The sequence below is a fragment of the Streptomyces sp. S465 genome (assembly GCF_026898115.1).
GTDB classification, from domain to species: Bacteria; Actinomycetota; Actinomycetes; order Streptomycetales; family Streptomycetaceae; genus Streptomyces; species Streptomyces luomodiensis.
Map to the genome: position 1 here is coordinate 3,374,494 of NZ_CP114036.1, position 25,991 is coordinate 3,400,484.

The 25,991-nt window shown below is 74.0% G+C and carries 2 protein-coding genes; both read right to left on the bottom strand.

Annotated features, from left to right (window positions below; genetic code table 11):
• Window positions 1–33: 33 nt before the first annotated feature.
• On the bottom strand, window positions 34–9,663 hold the full coding sequence (locus tag N6H00_RS14525) for a type I polyketide synthase (RefSeq protein ID WP_268972092.1): 9,630 nt from the start codon (window positions 9,661–9,663) through the stop codon (window positions 34–36).
• Window positions 9,664–9,728: 65 nt separating this feature from the next.
• On the bottom strand, window positions 9,729–25,949 hold the full coding sequence (locus N6H00_RS14530) for a type I polyketide synthase (RefSeq protein WP_268972093.1): 16,221 nt from the start codon (window positions 25,947–25,949) through the stop codon (window positions 9,729–9,731).
• Window positions 25,950–25,991: the final 42 nt, after the last annotated feature.

Genomic DNA, 25,991 nt, shown 5'->3' on the forward strand with positions numbered 1-25,991 from the left:
TCACAAACCTTGCGCCCGCGGACCCATCGATCCTTAGATTCCGAGTTCTTTGTCGATGAAGGCGAAGACCTCGTCGGGCGTCGCCTCCTGCAACTTCTCCGTCACGGTCCCGCCGTCGCCGTCGGCCGCCTCGGCATCGGCCGTACGGGGCTCCGCCCACCGCGCCGCGAGGTCCCGCAGCCGGGCCGCGATGTCGCCCCGCGTCGCGCTGTCGGGGTCGAGGACGGACAGCGCGGACTCCAGCGCGTCGAGCTCGGCGAGCCCGGGGGCCGCGGCCGTACCGCCGTCGCCCACGATCCGGCCGCACAGGAACTCGGCGAGCGCCGCCGGGGTCGGGTAGTCGAAGACCAGCGTGGCGGGCAGCTTCTGCCCGGTGGCGGCGGTCAGCCGGTTGCGCAGCTCCAGCGCGATGAGCGAGTCGAAGCCCAGCTCCTTGAACGCCCGCCCCGCGCCGACCTCGTCGGTCGAGGGGTGGCCGAGCGCGGCGGCCGCGTTGCTGCGCACGACCTCCAGGACCACCAGGGACTGTTCGGCCCGGGAGATCCCGGCCAGCCGCGCCCGCAGCGCGTCCGCCGGGGAGCCGTCCGTGGCCGCGCCGGGCTCGCCGGCCGGGCCTCCGGCCGCCCGCAGCCGCCGGACCTCCGGCAGGTCGGCGATGAACGGGCTGGGGCGGACCGCCGTGTAGCCGTGGACGAAGCGGTCCCACTGGATGTCGGCGACGGCCACCACCGTGTCGGCGTGGTCCAGCGCCTGCCGCAGGGCGGTGATCGCCGCGTGCGGCGCCATCGCCGGGACACCGCCCCGGTCCAGCCGCTCCCCGATGGCCCCGTCGGCGGCCAGCCCCGTCTCGCCCCAGCGGCCCCAGGCCACCGAGGTGGCGGGCAGACCGTCGGCGCGGCGCTGCTCGGCCAGCGCGTCGAGATAGGCGTTGGCCGCCGCGTAGTTGCCCTGCCCGGCGTCGCCGAGGGTGCCCGCGATGCCGGAGAACAGCACGAACGCGGACAGGTCCAGCTCGCGGGTCAGCTCGTGCAGATGGCGGGCCGCGTCGGCCTTGGGGCCGAGGACGGTCGCGAACCGCTCCGGGGTGAGCGCGTCCAGGACGCCGTCGTCCAGGACGCCCGCGGCGTGCATGACCGCGGTGAGCGGCTGGTCGGCCGGGATGGCGGCCAGCAGCGTCTCGACCGCCTTGCGGTCGGCCACATCGCACGCGGCGACGGTGACCTTCGCGCCCAGCTCGGTCAGCTCCGCCTGGAGCTCGGCCGCGCCCGGGGCCTTGAGGCCACGGCGGCTGGTGAGCACCAGATGCTCGGCACCCTGGCCGGCCAGCCAGCGCGCCACATGGGCACCCAGTGCGCCCGTACCACCGGTGACCAGCGTCGTACCGGACGGCTGCCACGACCGTACGGCGGGCGCGCCGGCCAGCGGGGCGTGCGCGAGCCTGCGGGCGAACACGCCCGCCGCGCGCACCGCGAGCTGGTCCTCGCCGTCGCTCCCGGCGAGCACTCCGGCGAGCCGGGCCAGCGCCCGCTCGTCGGGCGCGCCGGGCAGGTCGACCAGGCCGCCCCAGCGCTCCGGGTACTCCAGGGCGGCGGTCCGGCCGAGGCCCCAGACGAGCGCCTGCCCGGGGGACGCCAGCCGGTCCGCACGGCTCACGGAGACCGCGCCCCGGGTGGCGCACCACAGCGGCGCCTCCACCCCGGCGTCGCCCAGCGCCTGGATCAGCGCGGCGGAACCGGTCAGCCCGGCGCTGACCCCGTCGGTACCGGGGGCGGTGCCCTCGTCGAGGGCGAGCAGCGACAGCACACCCGAGACGGTTCCGGCGTCGGTCAGCTCCTCGCGCACCAGACGGGTCAGCGACGCGCGGTCCGCCTCGACGGCGGCCGGGGTGATCTGCCGCACCTGGGCGCCGCGTTCGGTGAGCATCCGCACCGCGCCGAGCGTCCAGTCGTCGGTGGCGGCGGACTCGGGTACGGCCAGCAGCCAGGTGCCGGACAGCCGGGGGGCCTGGCGCTCGGTCAGGGAGGTCCAGGTCACGCGGTAGCGCCAGCCGTCCACCGTGGACCGCTCACGGGCCTGCTTGCGCCAGGACGCCAGACCGGGCAGGACGGCGCCGAGCGAGGACCGCTCACCGTCGTCCTCGAACGCGAGGGTGTCGGCCAGCGACTCCAGGTCCTCGCGCTCGACGGCCTCCCAGAAGCGGGCGTCGACGGCGTCGGACGGCGTGCCCGACTCGTCGGCCAGGGCGTCGGCGGCCTGCGGCCAGTAGCTCTGCTGCTGGAAGGCGTACGTGGGCAGCTCGACGCGGGCCGCGCCCGTACCGTCGTACACCGCCTGCCAGTCGACGCCGACGCCCCGCGTCCACGCCTCGCCCAGCGAGACCCAGAACCGGTCCAGGCCACCCTCGTCACGGCGCAGCGAACCGATCGCGGCCGCTTCCCGGCCCGCGCTCTCGGCGGTCTCCTGCACACCCATCGTCAGCACCGGGTGGGCGCTGGACTCGATGAAGACACCGAAGCCCTCGTCCAGCAGCCGCCGGACCGCGCCCTCCAGCTCCACCGTGCGCCGCAGGTTGGTGAACCAGTACTCGGCGTCCAGCTCCGGACCCTCGACCCACTCCCCCGTCACCGTCGACAGGAACGGCACCTCGGCGGCCTTCGGCTGCACCGGCGCCAGCAGCTCCAGCAACTCGTCGCGGAGCAACTCCACCTGCGCGGAGTGCGAGGCGTAGTCCACCGGCACCCGACGCGCGCGCACGTCGTCCGCCTCACACGCGGCGACCAGCTCATCCAGCGCGGTCGGCTCACCCGACACCACCACCGACGACGGGCCGTTGACGGCGGCGACGGAGATCCGCTCCTCACCCCACGGCGCGATCCGCTCCCGCACCTGGGCCACCGGAAGCGCCACCGACACCATGCCGCCCTTACCCGCCAGCACCCGCCCAATCGCCTGACTACGCAACGCCACCACCCGGGCCGCGTCCTTCAAGGACAGAATCCCCGCCACACACGCCGCCGCGATCTCACCCTGCGAATGACCGACCACGGCCGCCGGCCGCACACCCAGCGAACGCCACAGCTCCGCCAGCGACACCATCACGGAGAACAACACCGGCTGAACGACGTCCACCCGCTCCAGTGACGGTGCGCCCTCCGCCTCGCGCAGCACATCCACCAACGACCAGTCGGTGAACTCTGCGAGCGCGGCGGCACACTCATCAATACGGGCAGCGAACACCGGTGAAGCATCCAACAGCTCCACGGCCATGCCTACCCATTGTGACCCCTGTCCTGGGAACACGAATGCGGCCTTGCCCCCGATTGAGGCCCCCTGCACCAGGTTGGGCAGGACCTGCCCCCTAGCGAGGGCGTCCAAACCACGGGCGAAATCGTCCCGGTCGCCGCCGACCAGCACCGCGCGCTGCTCGAAGGCGGCGCGGGTGGTGGCCAGCGAGTGGCCGATGTCCAGCGGGCGCTGGGCCGGTTCGGCGTCGAGGTGGGCCAGCAGCTTGGCGGCCTGGGCGCGCAGCGCCGCCTCGCTCTTACCGGATACCACCCACGGCAGCGTGCCGAGCCGCCGGGTCACCGGCTCGCTCTCCGTCTGCTCCTCGGCGGGGGCCTGCTCCAGGATGGCGTGCGCGTTGGTGCCGCTGAAACCGAACGAGGACACCGCGGCCCGCCGCGGACGGCCCGTCTCCGGCCACTCCCGCGCCTCGGTCAGCAGCTCGACGCCGCCCGCCGACCAGTCCACGTGCGGGGTGGGCTCGACGATGTGCAGCGACTCCGGCAGCACACCGTGACGCAGCGCGAGCACGAGCTTCATCACCCCGGCGACACCGGCGGCCGCCTGCGCGTGGCCGATGTTGGACTTGATGGAGCCGAGCAACAGCGGCTGTCCCTCGGGCCGGTCCTGGCCGTAGGTGGCGAGCAGCGCCTGCGCCTCGATCGGGTCACCCAGCGTGGTGCCCGTGCCGTGCGCCTCGACCACGTCCACCTCGGCCGCCGACAGCCGCGCGTTGGCGAGGGCCTGCCGGATGACGCGCTGCTGGGACGGGCCGTTGGGCGCCGTCAGACCGTTGGACGCACCGTCCTGGTTGATCGCCGAGCCGCGCACGACCGCCAGCACCGGGTGGCCGTTGCGACGTGCGTCCGACAGCCGCTCGACCAGCAGGAGCCCTACGCCCTCGGCCGGGCTGAAGCCGTCCGCGTCCGAGGAGAACGCCTTGCTGCGGCCGTCGGAGGACAGTCCGCGCTGGCGGCTGAACTCGATGAAGGTGCCCGGGGTGGCCATCACGGTGACCCCGCCCGCGAGGGCGAGCGAGCATTCGCCCTGGCGCAGCGACTGGACGGCCAGGTGCAGCGCCACCAGCGACGCCGAGCAGGCGGTGTCGACGGTGACCGCCGGGCCCTCCAGGCCGAAGGTGTAGGAGAGGCGGCCGGAGACGACGCTCGCGGCGCTGCCGGTGGCCAGGTGGCCCTCGTAGCCGTCGGTGGCGCTGCGCATGAGGATGGAGTAGTCGGAGCCGTTGGTGCCGACGAAGACACCGGACGGGCTGCCGTGCAGCGTGGCCGGGTCGATACCGGCCCGCTCGAACGCCTCCCAGGAGGTTTCCAGCAGCAGCCGCTGCTGCGGGTCCATCGCCATGGCCTCACGCGGTGAGATCCCGAAGAAAGCGGGGTCGAAGTCGGCCGCCCCGGTGAGGAATCCGCCCTCGCGGGTGTAGCTGGTGCCCTGCGCGTCCGGGTCCGGGTTGTAGAGGGACTCGATGTCCCAGCCGCGGTCGCCCGGGAACTCCGACAGCGCGTCACCGCCGGAGGCGAGCAGCTGCCACAGCTCCTCGGGGGTGCGCACCCCGCCCGGGAAGCGGCAGCTCATGGAGACGATGGCGATCGGCTCGTCGTCGGCGAGCGCCGCCGCGGTCGGCAGCGCGGCCACGGCGGCCGGCTGCCCGCCGGAGATCTCGCCGCGCAGGTGGCGCGCGAGCGCCGTGGGGGTGGGGTAGTCGAAGATCAGCGTCGGCGGCAGCTTCAGCCCGCTGGCGGCGCTGAGCCGGTTGCGCAGTTCGACGGCGGTGAGGGAGTCGAAGCCCAGCTCCTTGAAGGCCCGGCCCGCCTCGACCTCCTCGGCGCCCGCGTAGCCCAGGACGGCCGCGACGGCGGTGCGGACCAGCTCCAGCACCAGCCGCTCCTGCTCGGCCTCCGGCGCCCCGGCGAGCTGCCGCACCAGCGCGGCGGCCGCGCCCGCGCCGTCCGCCTCCGCGTCGCCCGCCATGTCCTTGAGGACGTCCCGCGCCTCGGGCAGGTCGCGCAGCAGCGGGCGGGAGCGGCCGGAGGTGAAGGCGAGGACGAAGCGCTTCCACTCCATGTCGACGACGGTCAGCACCGACTCGTCGCGGTCCAGCGCGTGCTGGAGCGCGGTGACGGCCGACCGCGGCGCCATCTCGATGACGCCGTGGCGGCGCATCCGGTCGCCGACGCCGCCCTCGGCCATCCCGCCCTCGCCCCACGGGCCCCACGCCAGCGAGGTGGCGGGCAGGCCCTGGGCGCGCCGGTACTCGGCGAAGGCGTCCAGGAAGGCGTTGCCCGGGGCGTAGTTGCCCTGGCCGGGGGCGCCGAAGGTGGCCGCGAAGGAGGAGAACAGCACGAACGCGGACAGGTCCAGGTCCCGGGTGAGCTCGTGCAGATGGCGGGTGGCGTCGACCTTGACCTTCAGTACCCGGTCCACCTGGTCCGGGGTCAGGCCCTCGATCACACCGTCGTCCAGCACGGCGGCCGTGTGGACGACGGCCGTCAGCGGGTGCTCGGCGGGGATGTCCGCGAGCAGCGCCTCGACCTGGGCGCGGTCGGCCACATCGCAGGCCGCGATGGTGACCGTGGCGCCCAGCTCGGTCAGTTCCGCCTGGAGTTCGGCCGCGCCCGGGGCCTGGAGGCCACGGCGGCTGGTGAGCACCAGACGCTCGGCGCCGTTACCGGCCAGCCAGCGCGCCACATGGGCGCCCAGCGCGCCCGTACCACCGGTGACCAGCGTGGTACCGGACGGCTGCCACGACCGTACGGCGGGCGTGGCGGCCAGCGGGGCGCGCACCAGACGGCGTACGAGCAGTCCGGTGGCGCGGATCGCCACCTGGTCCTCCTCCTCGGCCCCGGCGAGCACGGCCACCAGCCGGGCCAGCGCCCGCTCGTCGGGCGCGGCGGGCAGGTCGACCAGACCGCCCCAGCGCTCGCCGTGCTCCAGCGCGGCCACCCGGCCCAGGCCCCAGACCAGCGCCTGTTCGGGGGACTCCAGGGCGTCCGTACGGCCCACGGAGACCGCGCCCCGGGTGGCGGACCACAGCGGCGCGCCGATCTCCACGTCACCCAGCGCCTGCACCAGCGCGAGCTGCGCCGCCACCCCGGCCGGGACGGAGGGGTGGCGGGGGTGCGGATGGCCGTCGAGGGCCAGCAGCGACAGCACCCCGGCGAACGGGATGCCGTCGGTGTCCGCGAGCGCGGTGCGCAGCCGCTCGGCCAGCTCCTCCCGGCCGTCGGTGCCGGTGTCCACGGCGATCCGCCGCACGTCGGCGCCGCGTTCGGCGAGCACCCCGGCCACGGCGTCCGTCCAGGTGTCCTCGGTGCCCGAAGTGTCCCCGGTGGCCGGCGCGACGACGAGCCAGCCGCCGGACAGCCGCGCGGGCTGCCCGTCGGCGAGCGGCTTCCAGGTGACGCGGTACCGCCAGCCGTCCACGACGGACTGCTCACGGCTCTGCTTGCGCCAGGACGCCAGGGCGGGCAGCAGCGCGCTGACCCGCTCATCGCCGTCGACGTCCAGCTCGGCGGCAAGCGCCTGCCAGTCCTCGCGCTCCACGGCCTCCCAGAAGCGGGCCTCGACGGGATCGGCGGCGGGCGCGGCGGTGGCGGGGGCGCCCGCCTCGAGCCAGTAGCGCTGGTGCTGGAAGGCGTACGTGGGCAGCTCGCACCGTCGCGCGCCGGTGCCCTCGAACACCCCGGCCCAGTCCACGGTGGCGCCCCGCGTCCACGCCTCGCCGACGGAGGCCCAGAACCGGTCCAGCCCGCCCTCGTCACGGCGCAGCGAACCGATCGCGGCCGCCTCCATACCGGCGTCCTCGGCGGTCTCCTGCACACCCATCGTCAACACCGGATGCGCACTGGACTCGATGAACACACCGAAACCCTCGTCCAGCAACCGCCGGACCGCGCCCTCCAGCTCCACCGTGCGCCGCAGATTGGTGAACCAGTACTCGGCGCCCAGCTCCGGACCCTCGACCCACTCCCCCGTCACCGTCGACAGGAACGGCACCTCGGCGGCCTTGGGCTGTACGGGCGCCAGCAGCTCCAGCAGCTCGTCGCGGAGCAGCTCCACCTGGGCCGAGTGCGAGGCGTAGTCCACCGGCACCCGACGCGCGCGGACCTCATCCGCCTCGCACGCGGCGACCAGCTCATCCAGCGCGGTCGGCTCACCCGACACCACCACCGACGAGGGGCCGTTGACGGCGGCGACCGAGATCCGCTCCTCACCCCACGGCGCGATCCGCTCCCGCACCTGGGCCACCGGAAGCGCCACCGACACCATGCCGCCCTTACCCGCCAGCACCCGGCCAATGGCCTGGCTGCGCAGCGCCACCACACGCGCCGCGTCCTTCAAGGACAGGATGCCTGCCACGCACGCCGCCGCGATCTCACCCTGTGAGTGACCGATCACCGCCGCCGGGGCGACCCCGAGCGAACGCCACAGCTCCGCCAGCGACACCATCACCGCGAACAACACCGGCTGGACCACATCCACCCGCTCCAGCGACGGCGCACCCTCCGCACCCCGCAGCACATCCACCAACGACCAGTCGGTGAACTCCCCCAACGCCGCCGCACACTCCTCGATCCGCGCCGCGAAAACGGGCGAGGCATCCATCAGCCCCACCGCCATACCGGCCCACTGCGACCCCTGCCCCGGGAAGACGAACGCCGTCCGGCCGCCGACGACGGAGCCCTGGGCGACGCCCGCCGCCATACCGCCCTCGGCCAGGGCGGTCAGCCCGGCCAGCAGTGCGTCGCGGTCGTGGCCGCGCACCACGGCGCGGTGGTCCAGCTGGGCGCGGGTGGTGGCCAGCGAGAGGCCCACATCGACCGGGCGCGGGCCGGGACCGGCCTCCAGGTGGGCCAGCAGCCGCCGCGCCTGGGCGCGCAGCGCCGCCGCGCTCTTGCCCGACACCGTCCACGGCACCACGTCCAGCCGCTTGGCCGGGGCCGGTTCCCCGGTGGCTTCCGCGTCGGCCTCGTCGGCGGGTGCCTGCTCGATGATGGTGTGCGCGTTGGTGCCGCTGAACCCGAACGAGGACACCGCCGCCCGGCGCGGGTGGTCGGTCTCCGGCCACGGCGTGGTGTCCGCGAGCAGCGACACCGCGCCCGCCGACCAGTCCACGTGCGGGGTCGGCTCGTCGATGTGCAGCGTCTTGGGCAGCACACCGTGGCGGATGGCCATGACCATCTTGATGACCCCGGCGACACCGGCCGCGGCCTGGGTGTGGCCGATGTTGGACTTGATGGAGCCGAGCAGCAGCGGCCGGTCCTCGGTGTGCTCCTGGCCGTAGGTGGCCAGCAGCGCCTGCGCCTCGATCGGGTCGCCCAGCGTCGTCCCCGTGCCGTGTGCCTCGACGACGTCCACGTCGGCCGCGGAGAGCCGGCCGTTGGTGAGCGCCTGGTGGATGACGCGCTGCTGGGACGGGCCGTTGGGCGCCGTCAGACCGTTGGAGGCGCCGTCCTGGTTGATCGCCGAGCCACGGACGATGGCCAGCACCGGGTGGCCGTTGCGGCGCGCGTCCGACAGCCGCTCCACCAGCAGCATGCCGACGCCCTCGCCCCAGCCGGTGCCGTCGGCGGCGGCGGCGAAGGGCTTGCAGCGGCCGTCGGCGGCGAGTCCGCGCTGCCGGCTGAACTCGGTGAACGTCGAGGGCGTGGCCATCACGGTGACACCGCCCGCGAGCGCGAGCGAGCATTCACCGTTGCGCAGCGCCTGCACCGCCATGTGCAGGGTGACCAGCGAGGACGAGCAGGCGGTGTCGACGGTGACCGCCGGGCCCTCCAGGCCGAAGGTGTACGACACCCGGCCGGAGGCGATGCTGCCGGAGCTTCCGGTGCCGAGGAAGCCCTCGACGCCCTCGGGCACGGAGTCGAGCCGCGAGGTGTAGTCGTGGTACATGACGCCCGCGAACACACCGGTCCGGCTGCCGCGCAGCCCGGTCGGGTCGATCCCGGCCCGCTCGAACGCCTCCCAGGACGTCTCCAGCAGCAGCCGCTGCTGCGGGTCCATCGCCATGGCCTCACGCGGCGAGATCCCGAAGAGCGTGGGGTCGAAGCCGCCCGCGTCGTAGAGGAATCCGCCCTCGCTCACATAGCTGGCGCCCGCCTGGTCGGGGTCGGCGTCGTAGAGCGACTCGATGTCCCAGCCGCGGTCCGTCGGGAAGCCGGAGATCGCGTCCTCGCCGCCCAGGACGAGCCGCCACAGCTCCTCGGGGGTGCGGACACCGCCCGGGTAGCGGCAGCTCATCGCGACGATCGCGATCGGCTCCTGGTGCCGCTCCTCGACCTCGCGCAGCTGCCGACGGGCCTGGCGCAGGTCGGCGGTGGCCCGCTTGAGGTAGTCGCGGAGCTTGTCCTCGTTATTCACCATTGCGTCGGCTCCTTGCGAAGAGGGAGGTGGTGCTCATGAGTTCCATGGGTTCAGAACGCTCCCGTTCAGGAGGAGCCGAGTTCGTCGTCGAGCAGGTCGAAGAGCTCATCGTCGGTCGCGGTTTCGAGGTCGTGGTCGTCGGTGTCGCCGTCGGCGGTCGCGTCCTGGGCGTCGTTCCACTTCGCCAGGAGCGCCTGGAGGCGCATGGTGATCCTGGAGCGGGTGACGCTGTCGTCCGCGGCCACCGCCAGGGCGGCTTCCAGGCGGTCGAGTTCGCCGAACACCGACGGGCCGCCGTCGTCCCCGTGCGGGAGTTCCGCGCGCAGATGGCCGGCCAGGGCGTCGGGGGTCGGGTAGTCGAAGATCAGCGTGGCGGGCAGCCGGAGTCCGGTGGCCGCGCCGAGCCGGTTGCGGAGCTCCACGGCGGTCAGCGAGTCGAAGCCCAGTTCCTTGAAGGCCGCGCCGGGTTCGATCGCCGCCGCGCTGCCGTAGCCGAGCACGGTGGCCACCTGGCCGCAGACCAGGTTGGTCAGGAAGCGGTCCCGTTCGGCCGCGGACATGCCCGCGAGCCGCTCGGCGAGCCCCGCCGCCTCGTCCGCCCCGCCGCCACCGGCCGCGGCCCGCCGCACGGGGGTGCGGATCAGCCCGCGCAGCAGTGGCACGACCCCGGCCATGGACTGGGCGCGCAGGGTGGCGAGGTCCAGGGCGGCGGGGATCAGCACCGCGGGTCCGGCCAGGCCGGACACGTCGAACAGGGCCAGGCCCTCGGCGTTGCTCAGCGCGCCCATGCTGCCGCGGCTCATCCGCTGCCGGTCGGCGGTCGCGAGGGTCGCGGCCATGCCGCCCTCGTCCTCCCACAGGCCCCAGGCCAGGGAGACGGCGGGCAGGCCCTGGGCGCGGCGGTGCTGGGCGAGGGCGTCCAGGAAGGCGTTGGCCGCCGCGTAGTTGCCCTGCCCCGGGTTGCCGAAGACACCGGCCGCCGAGGAGAACAGCACGAACTCGGCCAGGTCCAGGCCGCGGGTCAGCTCGTGCAGATGCCACGCCGCGTCCACCTTCGGACGCAGCACCTGATCCACGCGCTCGGCGGTGAGCGATTCCACGACCCCGTCGTCGAGCACACCCGCCGCGTGGATCACGGCGGTGAGGGGATGCGCGGCGGGGACGGACGCGATGACCCGGGCCAGCGCGTCCCGGTCGGCCGCGTCGCACGCCGCCCAGGTGACCTCGGCGCCCAACGCGCCCAGCTCGGCGGCCAGTTCGGCGGCGCCCGCCGCCTCCGCGCCACGGCGGCTGGTCAGCAGCAGCCTCCGGGCGCCGCGCTCGGTCACCAGGTGGCGGGCCAGCAGCCCGCCCAGGGTGCCGGACGCGCCGGTGACCAGCACGGTGCCCGCCGGGTCGAGGCCGGGCACGGCCGCCGCGTCCAGGGCCGCCACCCGGGCGAGGCGCGGTGCGTGGACGGCCCCGGCGCGCACGGCCAGCTGGGGCTCGTCCGTCCGCAGCGCCGCCACCAGGGCGGGGAGCCAGCCGTGGACGGCGCCGTGGACCGGGTCGCCGTCCGTGTCCGCCAGATCCACCAGGACGAACCGGCCCGGGTGCTCGGCCTGCGCCGACCGCACCAGACCCCAGGCCGCCGCGTGCGTCAGATCGTCCACACCCTCGGCCCCGGCGTCCTCGCCCGTGGCCACGGCCACGGCGCCACGGGTGAGGAGAACGAGCCGGGAGTCGGCGAACCGCTCCTCGGCGATCCACTCCTGGACCAGCGCCAGCGTCCGCCGGACCACGGCGTGCGCGGCGCCCACGGTGTCCCCGGGCGTGCCCAGGTCGGGCAGGCACGGCACGAGCACCACATCGGGCGCGATCCCCTCGGCCTCGACCGCCTCGGCGAGCGCGGACAGGTCCGGGTAGGTCTCGGCCTCGATACCGGTGTCCGCGTCCGTCAGCGCGGCCGTGATCTTCAGATCACCGCCGCCGGTGCCGTCCAGGACGGCCCACAGGACGGTGTCCTCCGGCCGCTCCCGCTCCGTGGACGTGGGCAGGGCGGGCGTGGGCAACGCGGCCCAGTCGAGGCGGTACAGCGCCTCGTGGTGTGCGGTACGGGCGGCGGCCGCGAACTGCTCGGCGTCCAGCGGCCGGAGCGCGAGCGAGCCGACCGACACCACCGGGGCACCGGCCTCATCGGCGATCTCCAGCGCCACCGCGCCGCCCTGCCCGGCCGGGGAGACCCGCACCCGCAGCGCGGTCGCGCCGACCGCGTGCAGCCGTACGGCGTCCCACGAGAACGGCAGCCGGGCCTGTCCCGCCTCTTCGGCCGGGAAGAACCCGCCGAGGGCCACCGTGTGCAGCGCGGCGTCCAGCAGCGCCGGGTGCAGCCCGTACGCACGGGCCTCGCCCTGCCGCTCCTCGTCCAGCGCCACCTCCGCGAACACCTCGTCGCCGCGCCGCCAGGCGGCCCGCAGCCCCTGGAACACCGGCCCGTAGGCGAGGCCGAGCGCGGCGAAGCCGTCGTACAGCCCGGCCACGTCGAGCGGTTCGACATCGGCCGCCCCGGTGCCGGCCGGGGGCCACTCCGTCAGGCCGGTTGCGGTGGCTGCTCCAGTGGCTGCTCCAGTGGCCGTGAGCACACCGGAGGCGTGCCGGATCCACGGCTCGTCGGCGGCGTCCTCCAGCCGCGAGTAGACGGTCAGCGCGCGCTGCCCGTCGGGGCCGGGCTCGGCCACGGCAACCCGCAGCTGCACCCCGCCACGCTCGGGCAGGACCAGGGGCGCTTCGAGCGTCAGCTCCTCCAGCAGATCGCACCCGACCTGGTCACCGGCCCGGACCGCCAGCTCCACCAGGGCCGTACCGGGCAGCAGCACGGTGTCCATGACGGCGTGGTCGGCCAGCCACGGGTGCGTACGGAGCGAGAGCCGGCCCGTGAAGAGGAAGCCCTCGGAGTCGGGCAGATCCACCGCCGCGCCCAGCAGCGGATGATCAGCCGAGCCGAGACCGGCCGAGGCCACGTCGCCGACGGCTCCGGCGGGAGCCTCCAGCCAGTAACGCTCCCGCTGGAAGGCGTAGGTCGGCAGGTCGACGCGGTGGGCACCGGTCCCGGCGAAGTACCCGGCCCAGTCCGGCGTGACGCCACGGACGTGGAGGGCGGCGAGAGCGGTGGTGACGGCCTCGGCCTCGGGACGGTCCTTGCGCAGCGCGGTGGCGAAGCCCACGGCCTCGGGAGCCTCGACACACTCCTGGACCATCGCGGTGAGAACACCGTCAGGACCGAGTTCGAGATAGGTGGTCACACCCTGAGCCTCAAGGGCACGCACACCATCGAGGAAACGGACCGCTTCGCGGACGTGACGCACCCAGAAACCAGGGCTGGCGATCTCCTCAGCGGAGACGACATCGCCGGTCAGGTTGGACACGATCGGAATACGCGGAGCCTCGTACGACAGCCCCTCGGCCACCTCACGGAACGCCTCCAGCATCCCGTCCATACGCGGCGAGTGGAACGCGTGGCTCACCGTCAGCCGCTTGGTCTTACGGCCCTGCGCCTCGAAGCCCGCCGCGATCTCCACCGCCGCGTCCTCATCACCCGCGATGACCACCGACGTCGGCCCGTTGAGCGCGGCAATGCTCACACTGTCCGTGAGCAGCGGCGCCACCTCGTCCTCGGACGCCTGCACCGCGATCATCGCGCCACCCGCAGGCAGGGCCTGCATCAGACGGCCACGCGCCGCCACCAGCTTCGCCGCGTCCGCCAGCGACAGCACACCCGCCACATGCGCCGCCGCCAGCTCACCAATCGAATGCCCCGACAGGAAATCGGGACGCACACCCCACGCCTCCACCAGCCGGAACAGCGCCACCTCCACCGCGAACAACGCGGGCTGGGTGAACCCCGTCCGGCCCAGCGCCTCGGCATCCTCGCCGAACAGGACCTCCCGAAGCGGCCGTTCGAGGTGCGCGTCCAGCGCATCGCACACCGCGTCGAACGCCTCCGCGAACACCGGATAGGCGTCATACAGCTCACGCCCCATCCCGAGCCGCTGGCTGCCCTGCCCCGTGAACAGGAACGCCACCTTGCCGTCGGCCACCGAGCCCCGCACCAGCCCCGCCGCCGACTCACCACGCGCCAGCGCCTCAAGACCCGCGACCAACCCGGCCCGGTCCCCGCCCACGACCACCGCGCGATGATCCAGCGCGGCACGCGTCGTCGCCAGCGAGAACGCCACATCGGTCGGCGACAGCTCCGGCCGCCGCTCCAGGTCGGCGAGCAGCCGCACGGCCTGCGCCCGCAGAGCGTCAGCGCTCTTGCCGGACACCGCCCACGGCAGCACGGACGGCTGAACGGCCGGAAGAGCGGCGATCTCCGCCGGTTCGACGGCCGGGGCCTGCTCGATGATGGTGTGCGCGTTCGTCCCGCTGAAGCCGAACGACGAGACAGCGGCCCGCCGGGGACGACCCGTCTCCGGCCACTCCACCGACTCCCGCAACAACGACACCGCACCCGCGGACCAGTCAATGTGCGGCGACGGCTCCTGTGCGTGCAACGTACGGGGCAACACCCCATGCCGCATCGCCATCACCATCTTGATGATGCCCGCGACACCGGCAGCCGCCTGCGTATGACCCATGTTCGACTTGATCGAACCCAACAGCAACGGCTGCTCGGCGTCCCGCTCCTGACCGTACGTAGCCATGAGCGCCTGCGCCTCGATCGGGTCACCGAGACTGGTGCCGGTGCCGTGCGCCTCCACCACGTCCACCTCGGACGCCGGCACACCCGCGTTCGCCAGCGCCTGACGGATCACCCGCTGCTGCGACGGACCGTTCGGCGCCGTCAGACCGTTCGACGCACCATCCTGATTGATCGCGGAACCACGCACCACCGCCAGCACCGGATGCCCGTTCTTCCGCGCGTCCGACAGCCGCTCCACCAGCAGCACGCCCGCACCCTCGGACCAGCCCGTACCGTCCGCGTCCGCCGAGAACGCCTTGCACCGGCCATCCGCCGCAAGCCCGCGCTGACGGCTGAACTCCACAAACGGCGCCGGAGTCGCCATCACCGTCACACCGCCCGCGAGCGCCAGCGAGCACTCACCGTTCCGCAACGCCTGAACCGCGAGGTGCAACGCCACCAACGACGACGAACACGCCGTGTCCACCGTAATCGTCGGTCCCTCGAGACCGAACGTGTACGCCAGCCGCCCCGAGATCACACTCGCCGCGTTGCCGGTGCCGACGAATCCCTCCACGCCTTCCGGAAGCGCCGGCAGGGAGGAGGCGTAGTCGTGGTACATGACGCCGGCGAAGACACCGGTACGGCTGCCGCGCAGCGCACCCGGGTCGATCCCGGCCCGCTCGAACGCCTCCCACGACGTCTCCAGCAGCAACCGCTGCTGCGGGTCCATCGCCAGCGCCTCACGCGGCGAAATACCGAAGAAGGCCGGGTCGAAGTGGCCGGCCCGGTCGACGAAGCCGCCCTCGCGGGAGTACGAGGTGCCCGGGTGGTCGGGATCCGGGTGGTAGAGCCCGTCCAGGTCCCAGCCTCGGTCGGTGGGGAACTCCGAGATCACGTCCCGGCCCTCCACGACCAGCCGCCACAGGTCCTCCGGCGTCTCCACCCCGCCCGGATAACGGCAGCCCAGCCCCACGATCGCGATCGGCTCGTCATCAGCGGCGGCCACCACCACCGGCCCGGCCACCTCAGCAGCCGCGCCCACGACCTCCGCACGCAGGAACTCCGCCAACACCACCGGCGTCGGATAGTCGAAGACCAGCGTCGCGGGCAGCCGCACCTCAGCGGCCGCGCCCAGGGCGTTCCGCAGCTCCACCGCCGTCAGAGAGTCAATGCCCAGCTCGCGGAAGGAGCGGTCGGGGTCGACCGTCCCGGGGCCGGCGTATCCGAGCACCGTCGCGACGTTCGTACGGACCAGGTCCAGCACGACGTCGAGTTGTTCGGCCTGGCTGAGCCCGGCCAGCCGCCGCGCCAGCGCGCCCGACGCCGCCGCGCCCTCCGCCGTACGCCGCGCCGGAGTCCGCACGAGCCCCCGGAACAGCGGGGACAGCGCACCGCTGCCCGCTTGCGCCCGGAGCGCGGCCATGTCCAGCGACATGGGCACCAGCAGCGCCTCGCCGAGACGCCCCGCGGCGTCGAACAGTTCCAGCCCCTCGGCGGCGGAGAGCGCGAGGACACCGCCCCGGCTCATCCGGGACACATCCGCGCCGTCCAGCTCGCCCGTCATCGCGCTGGAGTCCGCCCACAGGCCCCAGGCCAACGAGGTACCGGGCAGCCCGAGCCCTGTACGGTGCTGGGCGAGGGCGTCCAGGAAGGCGTTGGCGGCGGCGTAGTTGCCCTGCCCCGCGTTGCCGAAGACACCGGCGGCGGACGAGAAGAGCACGAACGCCGACAGGTCCAGCTCACGGGTCAGCTCATGCAGGTGCCACGCCGCGTCCACCTTCGGACGCAGCACCCGCGCCAGCCGCTCCGGCGTCAGCGAACCGATCACACCGTCGTCCAGCACACCGGCCGTGTGCACCACGCCCGTCAGCGGACGCTCCGCCGGAATCGACCCCAGCACCTCGGCCAGCGCGGCACGATCGGCCACATCACACGCCGCCCAGCGCACCTCGGCACCCAGCTCGGCCAGCTCGGCACCCAGCTCGACCGCACCCGGCGCCCGCTCACCACGGCGGCTCACCAGCAGCAGATGCCGCACCCCACGCTCCGCCACCAGATGGCGCGCCAGCAGACCGCCCAGCGTGCCACTCGCCCCGGTCACCAGCACCGTGCCCTCGGCGTCGAACTCCGGCACGTCCTGGCCGGAGTCCGCGGCGGCGGCCCGCGCGAGGCGCGGCACCCGTACCTCGCCCGCGCGCAGCGCGAGCTGCGACTCGTCCGAGGCGAGCGCGGCGGACAGCGTGCGGAAGGACTCGTCCCGGCCGTCGAGGTCGACGAGCACGAGGCGCTCCGGGTTCTCCGACTGCGCCGAGCGCAGCAGACCCCACACCGCCGCCTGGGCCGGTTCGTCCAGCGGCTCGTCCGCACCGGCGGCCACGGCACCCGAGGTCAGCACGACCAGGCGCGCGTCGGCGAACCGCTCATCCGCCAGCCACGCCTGGACCAGCGTCAGCGCCTCGGCGGTGGCCCGGTGCGCCGCGTCCGACACGTCCGCGTCACCCGCGACGGCGGGCGATACGAACACCAGCTCGGGCGTCTCGGTGCCCGCCGCGACCGCTTCGGCCAGCGCGGCCAGATCCGGGTACGTCGCGATGTCGGCGCCGACCGCACCGAGGCCGAGGTCGCCCGAGCCGAGCGCCGCCCAGCGGGCGGTCGGCACGGGGGCTGGGGACACGGTGGCGGGCAGGTCAACCCACTCCAGGCGGAAGAGGGAGTCCTGACGCCCGCCCCGCGCGCCGCTGATCTGCTCGGCCGACACCGGCCGCAGCACCAGCGAATCCACCGACAGCACGGCACGCCCCGCACCATCGGCCACCGCCAGCGACACCGCGTCCGCGCCAGCGCCCGACAGACGCACCCGCAGCACCGAAGCACCCACCGCGTGCAGCGACACCCCGGACCACGAGAACGGCAACCGCGCCCCGTCCTCGCCCTCGACCAGACCACCCAGCCCCACCGCGTGCAGAGCCGAGTCCAGCAGCGCCGGATGCAGACCGAACGAACCCGCCTCGGACCGCGCGTTCTCCGGCAGCTCCAGCTCGGCGAAGACCTCGTCACCCACCCGCCACGCGGACGTCAGCCCCTGGAACACCGGACCATAGACAAGCCCGAGCCCTGCCATCCCCTCATACAGCCCATCGATCCCGACCGGCGTCGCGCCCGCCGGAGGCCACACCCCCAGATCGAACGACGCCGCAGGCGCACCCTGCGCCAGCACACCCGAGGCGTGACGCAGCCACGCCTCATCGGCAGCCGCACCCTCCAACCGCGAATACACCTCGACCGCACGACGACCAGCGTCGTCCGGCGCACCCACCGACAGCTGAAGCTGAACACCGCCCACCTCCGGAAGCACCAGCGGCGCCTCCAGCGTCAGCTCCTCCAGCAGATCACAACCGACCTGGTCACCCGCACGAACCGCCAGCTCGACGAAGGCCGTACCCGGCAGCAGCACCGAACCCAGCACGGTGTGCTCCGCCAACCACGGATGCGTGTCGAGTCCCAGTCGGCCCGTGAGCAGCAGCCCCTCGCCACCGGCCAGTGGCACGGCGGCCCCGACCAGCGGATGGTCGACGGTCGCCAGCCCCAGCCCGGCCGTACCGCCCACGCCGGCGGCCGGAAGCTCGGGCCAGTAGCGCGCGTACTGGAAGGCGTACGTCGGCAGCTCGACCCGAGCCGCGCCCGTACCGGCGAAGACGGCCTCCCAGTCCACCGCCACCCCACGGACATGCGCCCGCGCGAGAGCGGTGGTCAGCGCCTCGGCCTCGGGACGGTCCTTGCGCAGCGCCGCCACGAACCCGGCGTCCTCGCCCGTCACGCACTCCTGCGCCATCGCGGTGAGCACACCGTCCGGGCCCAGCTCGACGAACGTGGAGACGCCCTGGGCCTCGAGGGTCCGCACACCATCGAGGAACCGGACCGCCTCGCGGACGTGCCGCACCCAGAAGCCGGCCGTGGCAATCTCCTCGGCGGAGACCACGGCACCGGTCAGGTTCGACACGATCGGGATACGCGGGGCCTCGTACGACAGCCCCTGCGCGACCTCGCGGAAGGCGTCCAGCATCCCGTCCATGCGCGGCGAGTGGAACGCGTGGCTCACCGTGAGCCGCTTGGTCTTACGGCCCCGCTCCTCGAACGACGCGGCGATCTCCACAGCCGCGTCCTCATCACCCGCGATGACGACCGAGGTGGGCCCGTTGAGCGCGGCAATGCTGACCCGCTCGGTCAGCAGCGGCGTGACCTCGTCCTCCGACGCCTGGACGGCGATCATCGCGCCACCGGCCGGAAGCTCCTGCATCAACCGCCCACGGGCGGCCACCAGCGTCGCCGCGTCCGCCAGCGACAGCACACCCGCCACATGCGCGGCGGTCAGCTCACCAATGGAGTGCCCCGACAGGAAGTCCGCCTTCAGACCCCACGCCTCGACCAGCCGGAACAGCGCCACCTCGACCGCGAACAGCGCGGGCTGGGTGAACCCGGTCCGGTCCAGCGCCTCGGCGTCGTCCCCGAACAGCACATCCCGCAGCGGCCGCTCCAGATGCGCGTCCAGCTCGGCACACACGGCATCCAATGCCTCGGCGAACACCGGGTAGGCGTCATACAGCTCACGCCCCATCCCCAGCCGCTGGCTGCCCTGCCCCGTGAACAGGAACGCCACCTTGCCACCGGCCACCGAACCCTCGACCAGTCCCGGCGCACCACGCCCCTCGGCCAACGCGCCCAGACCGGCCACCAGCCCAGCCCGGTCCCCGGCCACCACCACCGCACGGCGGTCGAAGGCCGACCGGCCGGTCGCCAGCGAGTAGCCCACGTCCACCGGACGCAGCTCGGGCCGGTCCGCCACATGCGCCACCAGCCGCTCGGCCTGCGCACGCAGCGCGGCCACACCCCGCCCCGACAGCACCCACGGCACCACGGCCGGAGCCACCCCAGGAGCCGAAGCGGCCGCCACGGGCTCGGAAGCCTCCGGCGCCTGCTCGATGATCGTGTGCACATTGGTGCCGCTGATGCCGAACGACGAGACACCCGCGCGGCGCGGGCGGCCGGTCTCCGGCCAGGCCATCTGCTCCGTCAGCAGCGACACCGCGCCCGCCGACCAGTCCACATGCGGCGACGGCTGCTCCGCGTGCAGGGTCTTCGGAAGCACTCCGTGCCGCATGGCGAGGACCATCTTCATCACGCCCGCGACACCGGCCGCGGCCTGGGTGTGGCCCATGTTCGACTTGATGGAGCCCAGCAGCAGCGGCCGCTCCGCGTCCCGTTCCTGGCCGTACGTGGCCAGCAGCGCCTGTGCCTCGATCGGGTCGCCCAGCGTGGTGCCGGTGCCGTGCGCCTCGACCGCGTCCACGTCGCCGACCGAGAGCCCGGCGGCGGCGAGGGCCTGGCGGATGACGCGCTGCTGGGACGGTCCGTTGGGCGCCGTCAGACCGTTCGACGCGCCGTCCTGGTTGACGGCCGAGCCGCGCACCACGGCCAGCACCGGGTGGCCGTTCCGACGCGCGTCCGAGAGCCGCTCGACGAGCAGCATGCCCGCGCCCTCGGCCCAGCCCGTACCGTCCGCCGAGGCCGCGAACGCCTTGCAGCGGCCGTCGGCGGACAGGCCGCCCTGGCGGCTGAAGCCGATGAAGGTGCCGGGGGTCGCCATCACCGTGACACCGCCGGCCAGCGCCATGGTGCACTCGCCCGCGCGCAGCGCCTGCATCGCCCAGTGCAGCGCCACCAGCGACGACGAGCACGCCGTGTCGACCGTGACGGCCGGGCCCTCCAGGCCGAGGGCGTACGCGACGCGGCCCGAGGCGATGGAGCCCGTGCTGCCGGAGCCGATGGCGCCCTCGCCACCGCCGTCCGGGGCCTGCTCCACGAGCGTGGCGTAGTCGTGGTACATGACGCCCGCGAACACACCGGTACGGCTGCCGCGCAGCGTGGTCGGGTCGATCCCGGCCCGCTCGATCGCCTCCCACGAGGTCTCCAGCAGCAGCCGCTGCTGCGGATCGGTGGCGAGGGCCTCGCGCGGCGAGATGCCGAAGAAGGTGGGGTCGAAGTCGGCGGCGTCGTGCAGGAAACCGCCTTCGCGGGTGTACGAGGTGCCGGGGTGCTCCGGGTCCGGGTGGTAGAGCGCGTCCAGGTCCCAGCCACGGTCCACGGGGAAGCCGGAGATCGCGTCCTGGCCGGTGGACAGCAGCCGCCACAGGTCCTCGGGGGTCCGCACCCCGCCGGGGAAGCGGCAGCTCATCGCGACGATGGCGATCGGCTCGTCGTCGGCCGCGCCCACGGCCTGGACCGGCAGGCCCGACTGGGCGCGGGTGCCGGCCAGTTCGTCCCGGAGGTGTTCGGCCAGGACGAGGGAGGTCGGGTAGTCGAAGACCAGGGTGGCGGGGAGCCGCATCCCGGTGACCGCGTTCATCCGGTTGCGCAGCTCGACGGCGGTCAGCGAGTCGAAGCCCAGGTCGCGGAAGGCGCGGTCGGGGTCCACGGAGTCGGCGGTGCCATAGCCCAGGACGGCGGCGACCTGGGTACGGACCAGTTCCAGCAGTGTCCGGAGCTGCTCGGCCCCGCTCAGGCGGGCCAGCCGCTGCGCCAGGGCGCCCGTTCCGGCCGAACCCTCCGCCGTACGCCGTGCCGGGACCCGCACCAGTCCGGACATCAGCGGCGCCACCACACCGGTGGCCGCCGCCTCGGCCCGTGCCGCCGCCAGGTCGAGCCGCACCGGTACGAGCAGCGCCTCGCCGGCCCGTCCGGCCGCGTCGAACAGTTCCTTGCCCTCGTCGGTGGAGAGCGCGGCGACCCCGCCCCGGTTCATCCGGGACACATCGGCCTGGTCCAGCTCACCGGCCATACCGCCGGATTCGGCGGCCCACAGGCCCCAGGCCAGCGAGGTGCCGGGCAGCCCGCTCGCCGTGCGGTGCTGGGCGAGGGCGTCCAGGTAGGCGTTGGCGGCGGCGTAGTTGCCCTGCCCGGCGGCGCCGAAGACACCGGCGGCGGACGAGAAGAGCACGAACGCCGACAGGTCCAGCTCACGGGTCAGCTCGTGCAGGTGCCAGGCCGCGTCCGCCTTCGGACGCAGCACCCGCGCCAGCCGCTCCGGCGTCAGCGAACCGATCACACCGTCGTCCAGCACACCAGCGGTGTGCACCACGCCCGTCAGCGGACGCTCCGCCGGAATCGACCCCAGCACCTCGGCCAGCGCGGCACGATCGGCCACATCACACGCCGCCCAGCGCACCTCGGCACCCAGCTCGGCCAGCTCGGCACCCAGCTCGGCCGCGCCCGGCGCCCGCTCGCCACGGCGGCTCACCAGCAGCAGATGCCGCACCCCACGCTCCGCCACCAGATGGCGGGCGAACAGACCGCCCAGCGTGCCGCTCGCCCCGGTCACCAGCACCGTGCCCTCGGCGTCGAACTCCGGTGCCGGCCGGTCGGCCTCCGCCACGGCCCGCGCCAGGCGCGGTGCCCGCAGCACCCCGTCCCGCACGGCCACCTGCGGTTCGCCCGACGCCAGCGCGTCCGGCACCGCCGTCAGCGAATCGGCGGCGCCGTCCACGTCGATCAGGACGAACCGGCCGGGGTTCTCCGACTCGGCGGAGCGCAGCAGGCCCCATACGGCGGCATGGGCCAGATCGGCCACCGGCTCGTCCGTACCGGCGGCCACGGCACCCGAGGTCAGCACGGCCAGGCGGGCATCCGCGAACCGGTCGTCCGCCAGCCACGCCTGGACCAGCGCCAGCGCCTCGCCGGTGGCCCGGTGGACGGCGGCGGGACCGCCGTCGCCTCCGGGAGCGAACCCGACCACCACGTCGTCCGGCAGCGCGACGTCACCGGACTCGACCGCCGTGGCCAGCGCGGCCAGGTCGGCGTAGGTGTCGAACCGCTGCCCGGTCGACGCCAGGCCGAGGGCGTCCGACCCCAGCAGCGCCCAGCGTCCCGCCGTGCCCTGGGCGGACACCTCGGCCCAGTCGAGCCGGAACAGCGACTCCTGGCGGCCACCCCGCGCGCCGTGGATCTGCTCGGCCGACACCGGCCGCAGCACCAGCGAATCCACCGACAGCACGGCACGCCCCGCACCATCGGCCACCGCCAGCGACACCGCGTCCGCGCCAACGCCCGACAGACGCACCCGCAGCACCGAAGCACCCACCGCGTGCAGCGACACCCCGGACCACGAGAACGGCAGCCGAGCGCCCTCGCCCTCGATCAGACCGCCGAGCCCCACCGCGTGCAGAGCCGAGTCCAGCAGCGCCGGATGCAGACCGAACGAACCCGCCTCGGACCGCGCGTCCTCCGGCAGCTCCAGCTCCGCGTACACCTCGTCGCCCAGCCGCCAGGCGGACGTCAGCCCCTGGAACACCGGACCGTACGCCAGCCCCGCCTCGGCCAGGCCCGCGTACAGGCCCTCGACCGGCAGCGCCGACGCCCCCTCCGGAGGCCACACACCCAGGTCGAACGAGGCCGCGGGCGCACCCTGTGCCAGCACACCCGAGGCATGCCGCACCCAGGGTTCGTCGACCGCCGCGTCCTCGAACCGCGAGTACACCGTCAGCGAGCGGCGCCCCGAACCGTCCGGCGCGCCCACCGACAGCTGGAGCTGGACACCGCCCACCTCCGGAAGCACCAGCGGCGCCTCCAGCGTCAGCTCCTCCAGCACATCGCAGCCGACCTGGTCACCGGCGCGGATCGCCAGCTCCACGAAGGCCGTGCCGGGCAGCAGCACCGACCCGGCCACCGCGTGGTCGGCCAGCCACGGATGGGTGTCCAGGGCGAGCCGGCCGGTGTAGAGGAAGCCGTCGGAGTCGGCGAGCGCCACCGCGGCGCCCAGCAGGGGGTGGTCGGCCGCGCCGAGCCCGGCGGACGCCATGTCGCCCGTCCAGTAGCCGGTGTCGAGCCAGTACGTCTCGCGCTGGAAGGCGTAGAGCGGAAGGTCCGTGCGCGCCGTGTCCGTTCCGGCGAACACCGCCGTCCAGTCCGGGGACACACCGTGGACGTGGGCCCCGGCGATGGCGGCGGCCAGGCTCTGGAGCTCCGGGCGGCCGGAGCGCAGCGCGGAGACAAGGGTGGCGTCGTCACGGGTCAGGCAGTCCTGGGCCATGGCGGTGAGCACACCGTCCGGGCCCAGCTCGATGAACGTGGTGACGTTGCGCTCCTCCAGGGTGCGCACACCGTCGAGGAAGCGCACGGCCTCGCGGACGTGGCGCACCCAGAAGTCGGCGCTGGTGATCTCCTCGGCGGACACCACGGCACCGGTCAGGTTCGACACGATCGGAATCTTCGGGGCCTCGTACGAAAGACCCCGCGCCACCTGACGGAACGCCTCCAGCATCCCGTCCATGCGCGGCGAGTGGAACGCGTGGCTCACCGTCAGCCGCTTGGTCTTACGACCCTGCGCCTCGAACGACGCGGCGATCTCCAGAGCCGCGTCCTCGTCACCCGCGATGACGACCGAGGTCGGGCCGTTGACGGCGGCGATGCTCACCCGCTCGGTCAGCAGCGGCGCCACCTCGTCCTCCGACGCCTGCACCGCGATCATCGCGCCACCCGCCGGAAGCTCCTGCATCAGCCGGCCACGCGCGGCCACCAGCTTCGCCGCGTCCGCTAGCGAGAGCACACCCGCCACATGCGCGGCGGCCAGCTCACCGATCGAATGGCCCGAGAGGAAGTCGGGCCGCAGCCCCCACGCCTCCACCAGCCGGAACAGCGCCACCTCCACCGCGAACAACGCGGGCTGGGTGAAACCGGTCCGGTCCAGCGCCTCGGCGTCCTCGCCGAACAAAACGTCCCGAAGCGGCCGTTCGAGATGCGGGTCCAGCTCCGCGCAGACCGCGTCCAGCGCCTCGGCGAACACCGGATAGGCGTCGTACAGCTCACGGCCCATCCCCAGCCGCTGGCTCCCCTGCCCCGTGAACAGGAAAGCCACCTTGCCACCGGCGGTCTTCCCCTCGACCAGCCCGGTCGCGGGCTCCTCGCGGGAGAGGGCGTCCAGGGCGCGTATCAGGCCCTCGCGGTCGTCGGCGACGACGGCCGCCCGGTGCTCGAAGGCCGCCCGGCCGGTGGCCAGCGAGAAGGCGACGTCGGTGAGGCGCACCTCGGGGTGGGCGTCGAGGTGGGCGCGCAGGTTCGCGGCCTGGGCGCGCAGCGCGGGGCGGCTCTTGGCCGCCACGGTCCACAGCGGCAGGGCGGCGGCGCGGGCCTGGGCCGGGGTGCCGTCGTCGGCCGTCCGGTCGGCCGGTGCCGCCTCCGGCTCGGGGGCCTGCTCCAGGATGGTGTGGGCGTTGGTGCCGCTGATGCCGAACGAGGACACGGCGGCCCGGCGCGGCTGGCCGGTGTCGGGCCAGGCCCGCTGCTCGGTGAGCAGGGAGACGGCGCCGGCCGACCAGTCGACGTTGGGGGTGGGCCGGTCGACGTGCAGGGTCTGCGGCAGCACCCCGTGCCGCATCGCCATGACCATCTTGATGATGCCCGCCACTCCGGCGGCGGCCTGGGTGTGGCCGATGTTGGACTTGATGGAGCCCAGCCACAGGGGCTGGTCCTCGGTGTGGTTGCGCCCGTAGGTGGCCAGCAGGGCCTGGGCCTCGATGGGGTCGCCGAGGGTGGTGCCGGTGCCGTGCGCCTCGACCACGTCGATCTGTCCGGCGGAGAGCCGGGCGGCGGCCAGGGCCTGGCGGATGACGCGCTGCTGCGAGGGGCCGTTGGGCGCGGTCAGGCCGCTGCTGGCGCCGTCCTGGTTGATGGCGGAGCCGCGCACCACGGCCAGCACCTGGTGGCCGTTCTTCCTCGCGTCCGACAGCCGTTCGAGCAGCAGCATGCCCGCGCCCTCGCCCCAGCCGGTGCCGTCGGCGGCGGCCGCGAAGGACTTGCAGCGGCCGTCCGCCGCGAGCCCGCGCTGGCGGCTGAACTCGGTGAAGGTCCCGGGGGTGGACATGACCGTGACCCCGCCGGCCAGCGCCAGCGAGCACTCCCGGCGGCGCAGCGCCTGTACGGCGAAGTGCAGGGCGACCAGGGAGGACGAGCAGGCCGTGTCGATGGTGACGGCCGGCCCTTCCAGCCCGAAGGTGTAGGCGACCCGGCCGGAGGCGATGGACCCGGAGCTGCCGTTGCCGAGGAAGCCCTCGACGTCCTCGGGCGCGGAGAACAGCCGGGAGGCGTAGTCGTGGTACATGACGCCCGCGAACACACCGGTCTGGCTGCCCTGGAGCGTGGTCGGGTCGATGCCCGCGCGCTCGAACGCCTCCCAGGAGGTCTCCAGCAGCAGCCGCTGCTGCGGGTCCATGGCGAGGGCCTCGCGCGGCGAGATGCCGAAGAACGCCGGGTCGAAGTCGGCCGCGTCGTGCAGGAAGCCGCCCTCGTGGACGTACGGCTCCTGGCCGCTGTCCGGGTCCGGCTCGAAGAGGACGTCGGTGGCCCAGCCGCGGTTGGTGGGGTACGGCGTGGCCGCGTCACCGCCGCGGGCGACGAGCTGCCACAGCTCCTCGGGGGTGCGGACCCCGCCGGGGTAGCGGCAGCTCATCGCCACGATGGCGATGGGCTCCTGCTCGCGGTCCTCGGCCTCGCGCAGCCGCCGCCGCGCCTCGCGCAGGTCGGTGGTGGCCCGCTTGAGGTAGTCGAGGTACTTCTCTTCGTTCGCCGTCGCCATTACGCCGTCCCCGCGGTGCTGAGGTGAGTCGATGAGCTCTTG

What these genes read in the sequence shown, in the direction of transcription:
- N6H00_RS14530 (WP_268972093.1), bottom strand. Translation starts at nt 25,949, where the DNA reads ATGGCGACGGCGAACGAAGAGAAGTACCTCGACTACCTCAAGCGGGCC.
- N6H00_RS14525 (WP_268972092.1), bottom strand. Translation starts at nt 9,663, where the DNA reads ATGGTGAATAACGAGGACAAGCTCCGCGACTACCTCAAGCGGGCCACC.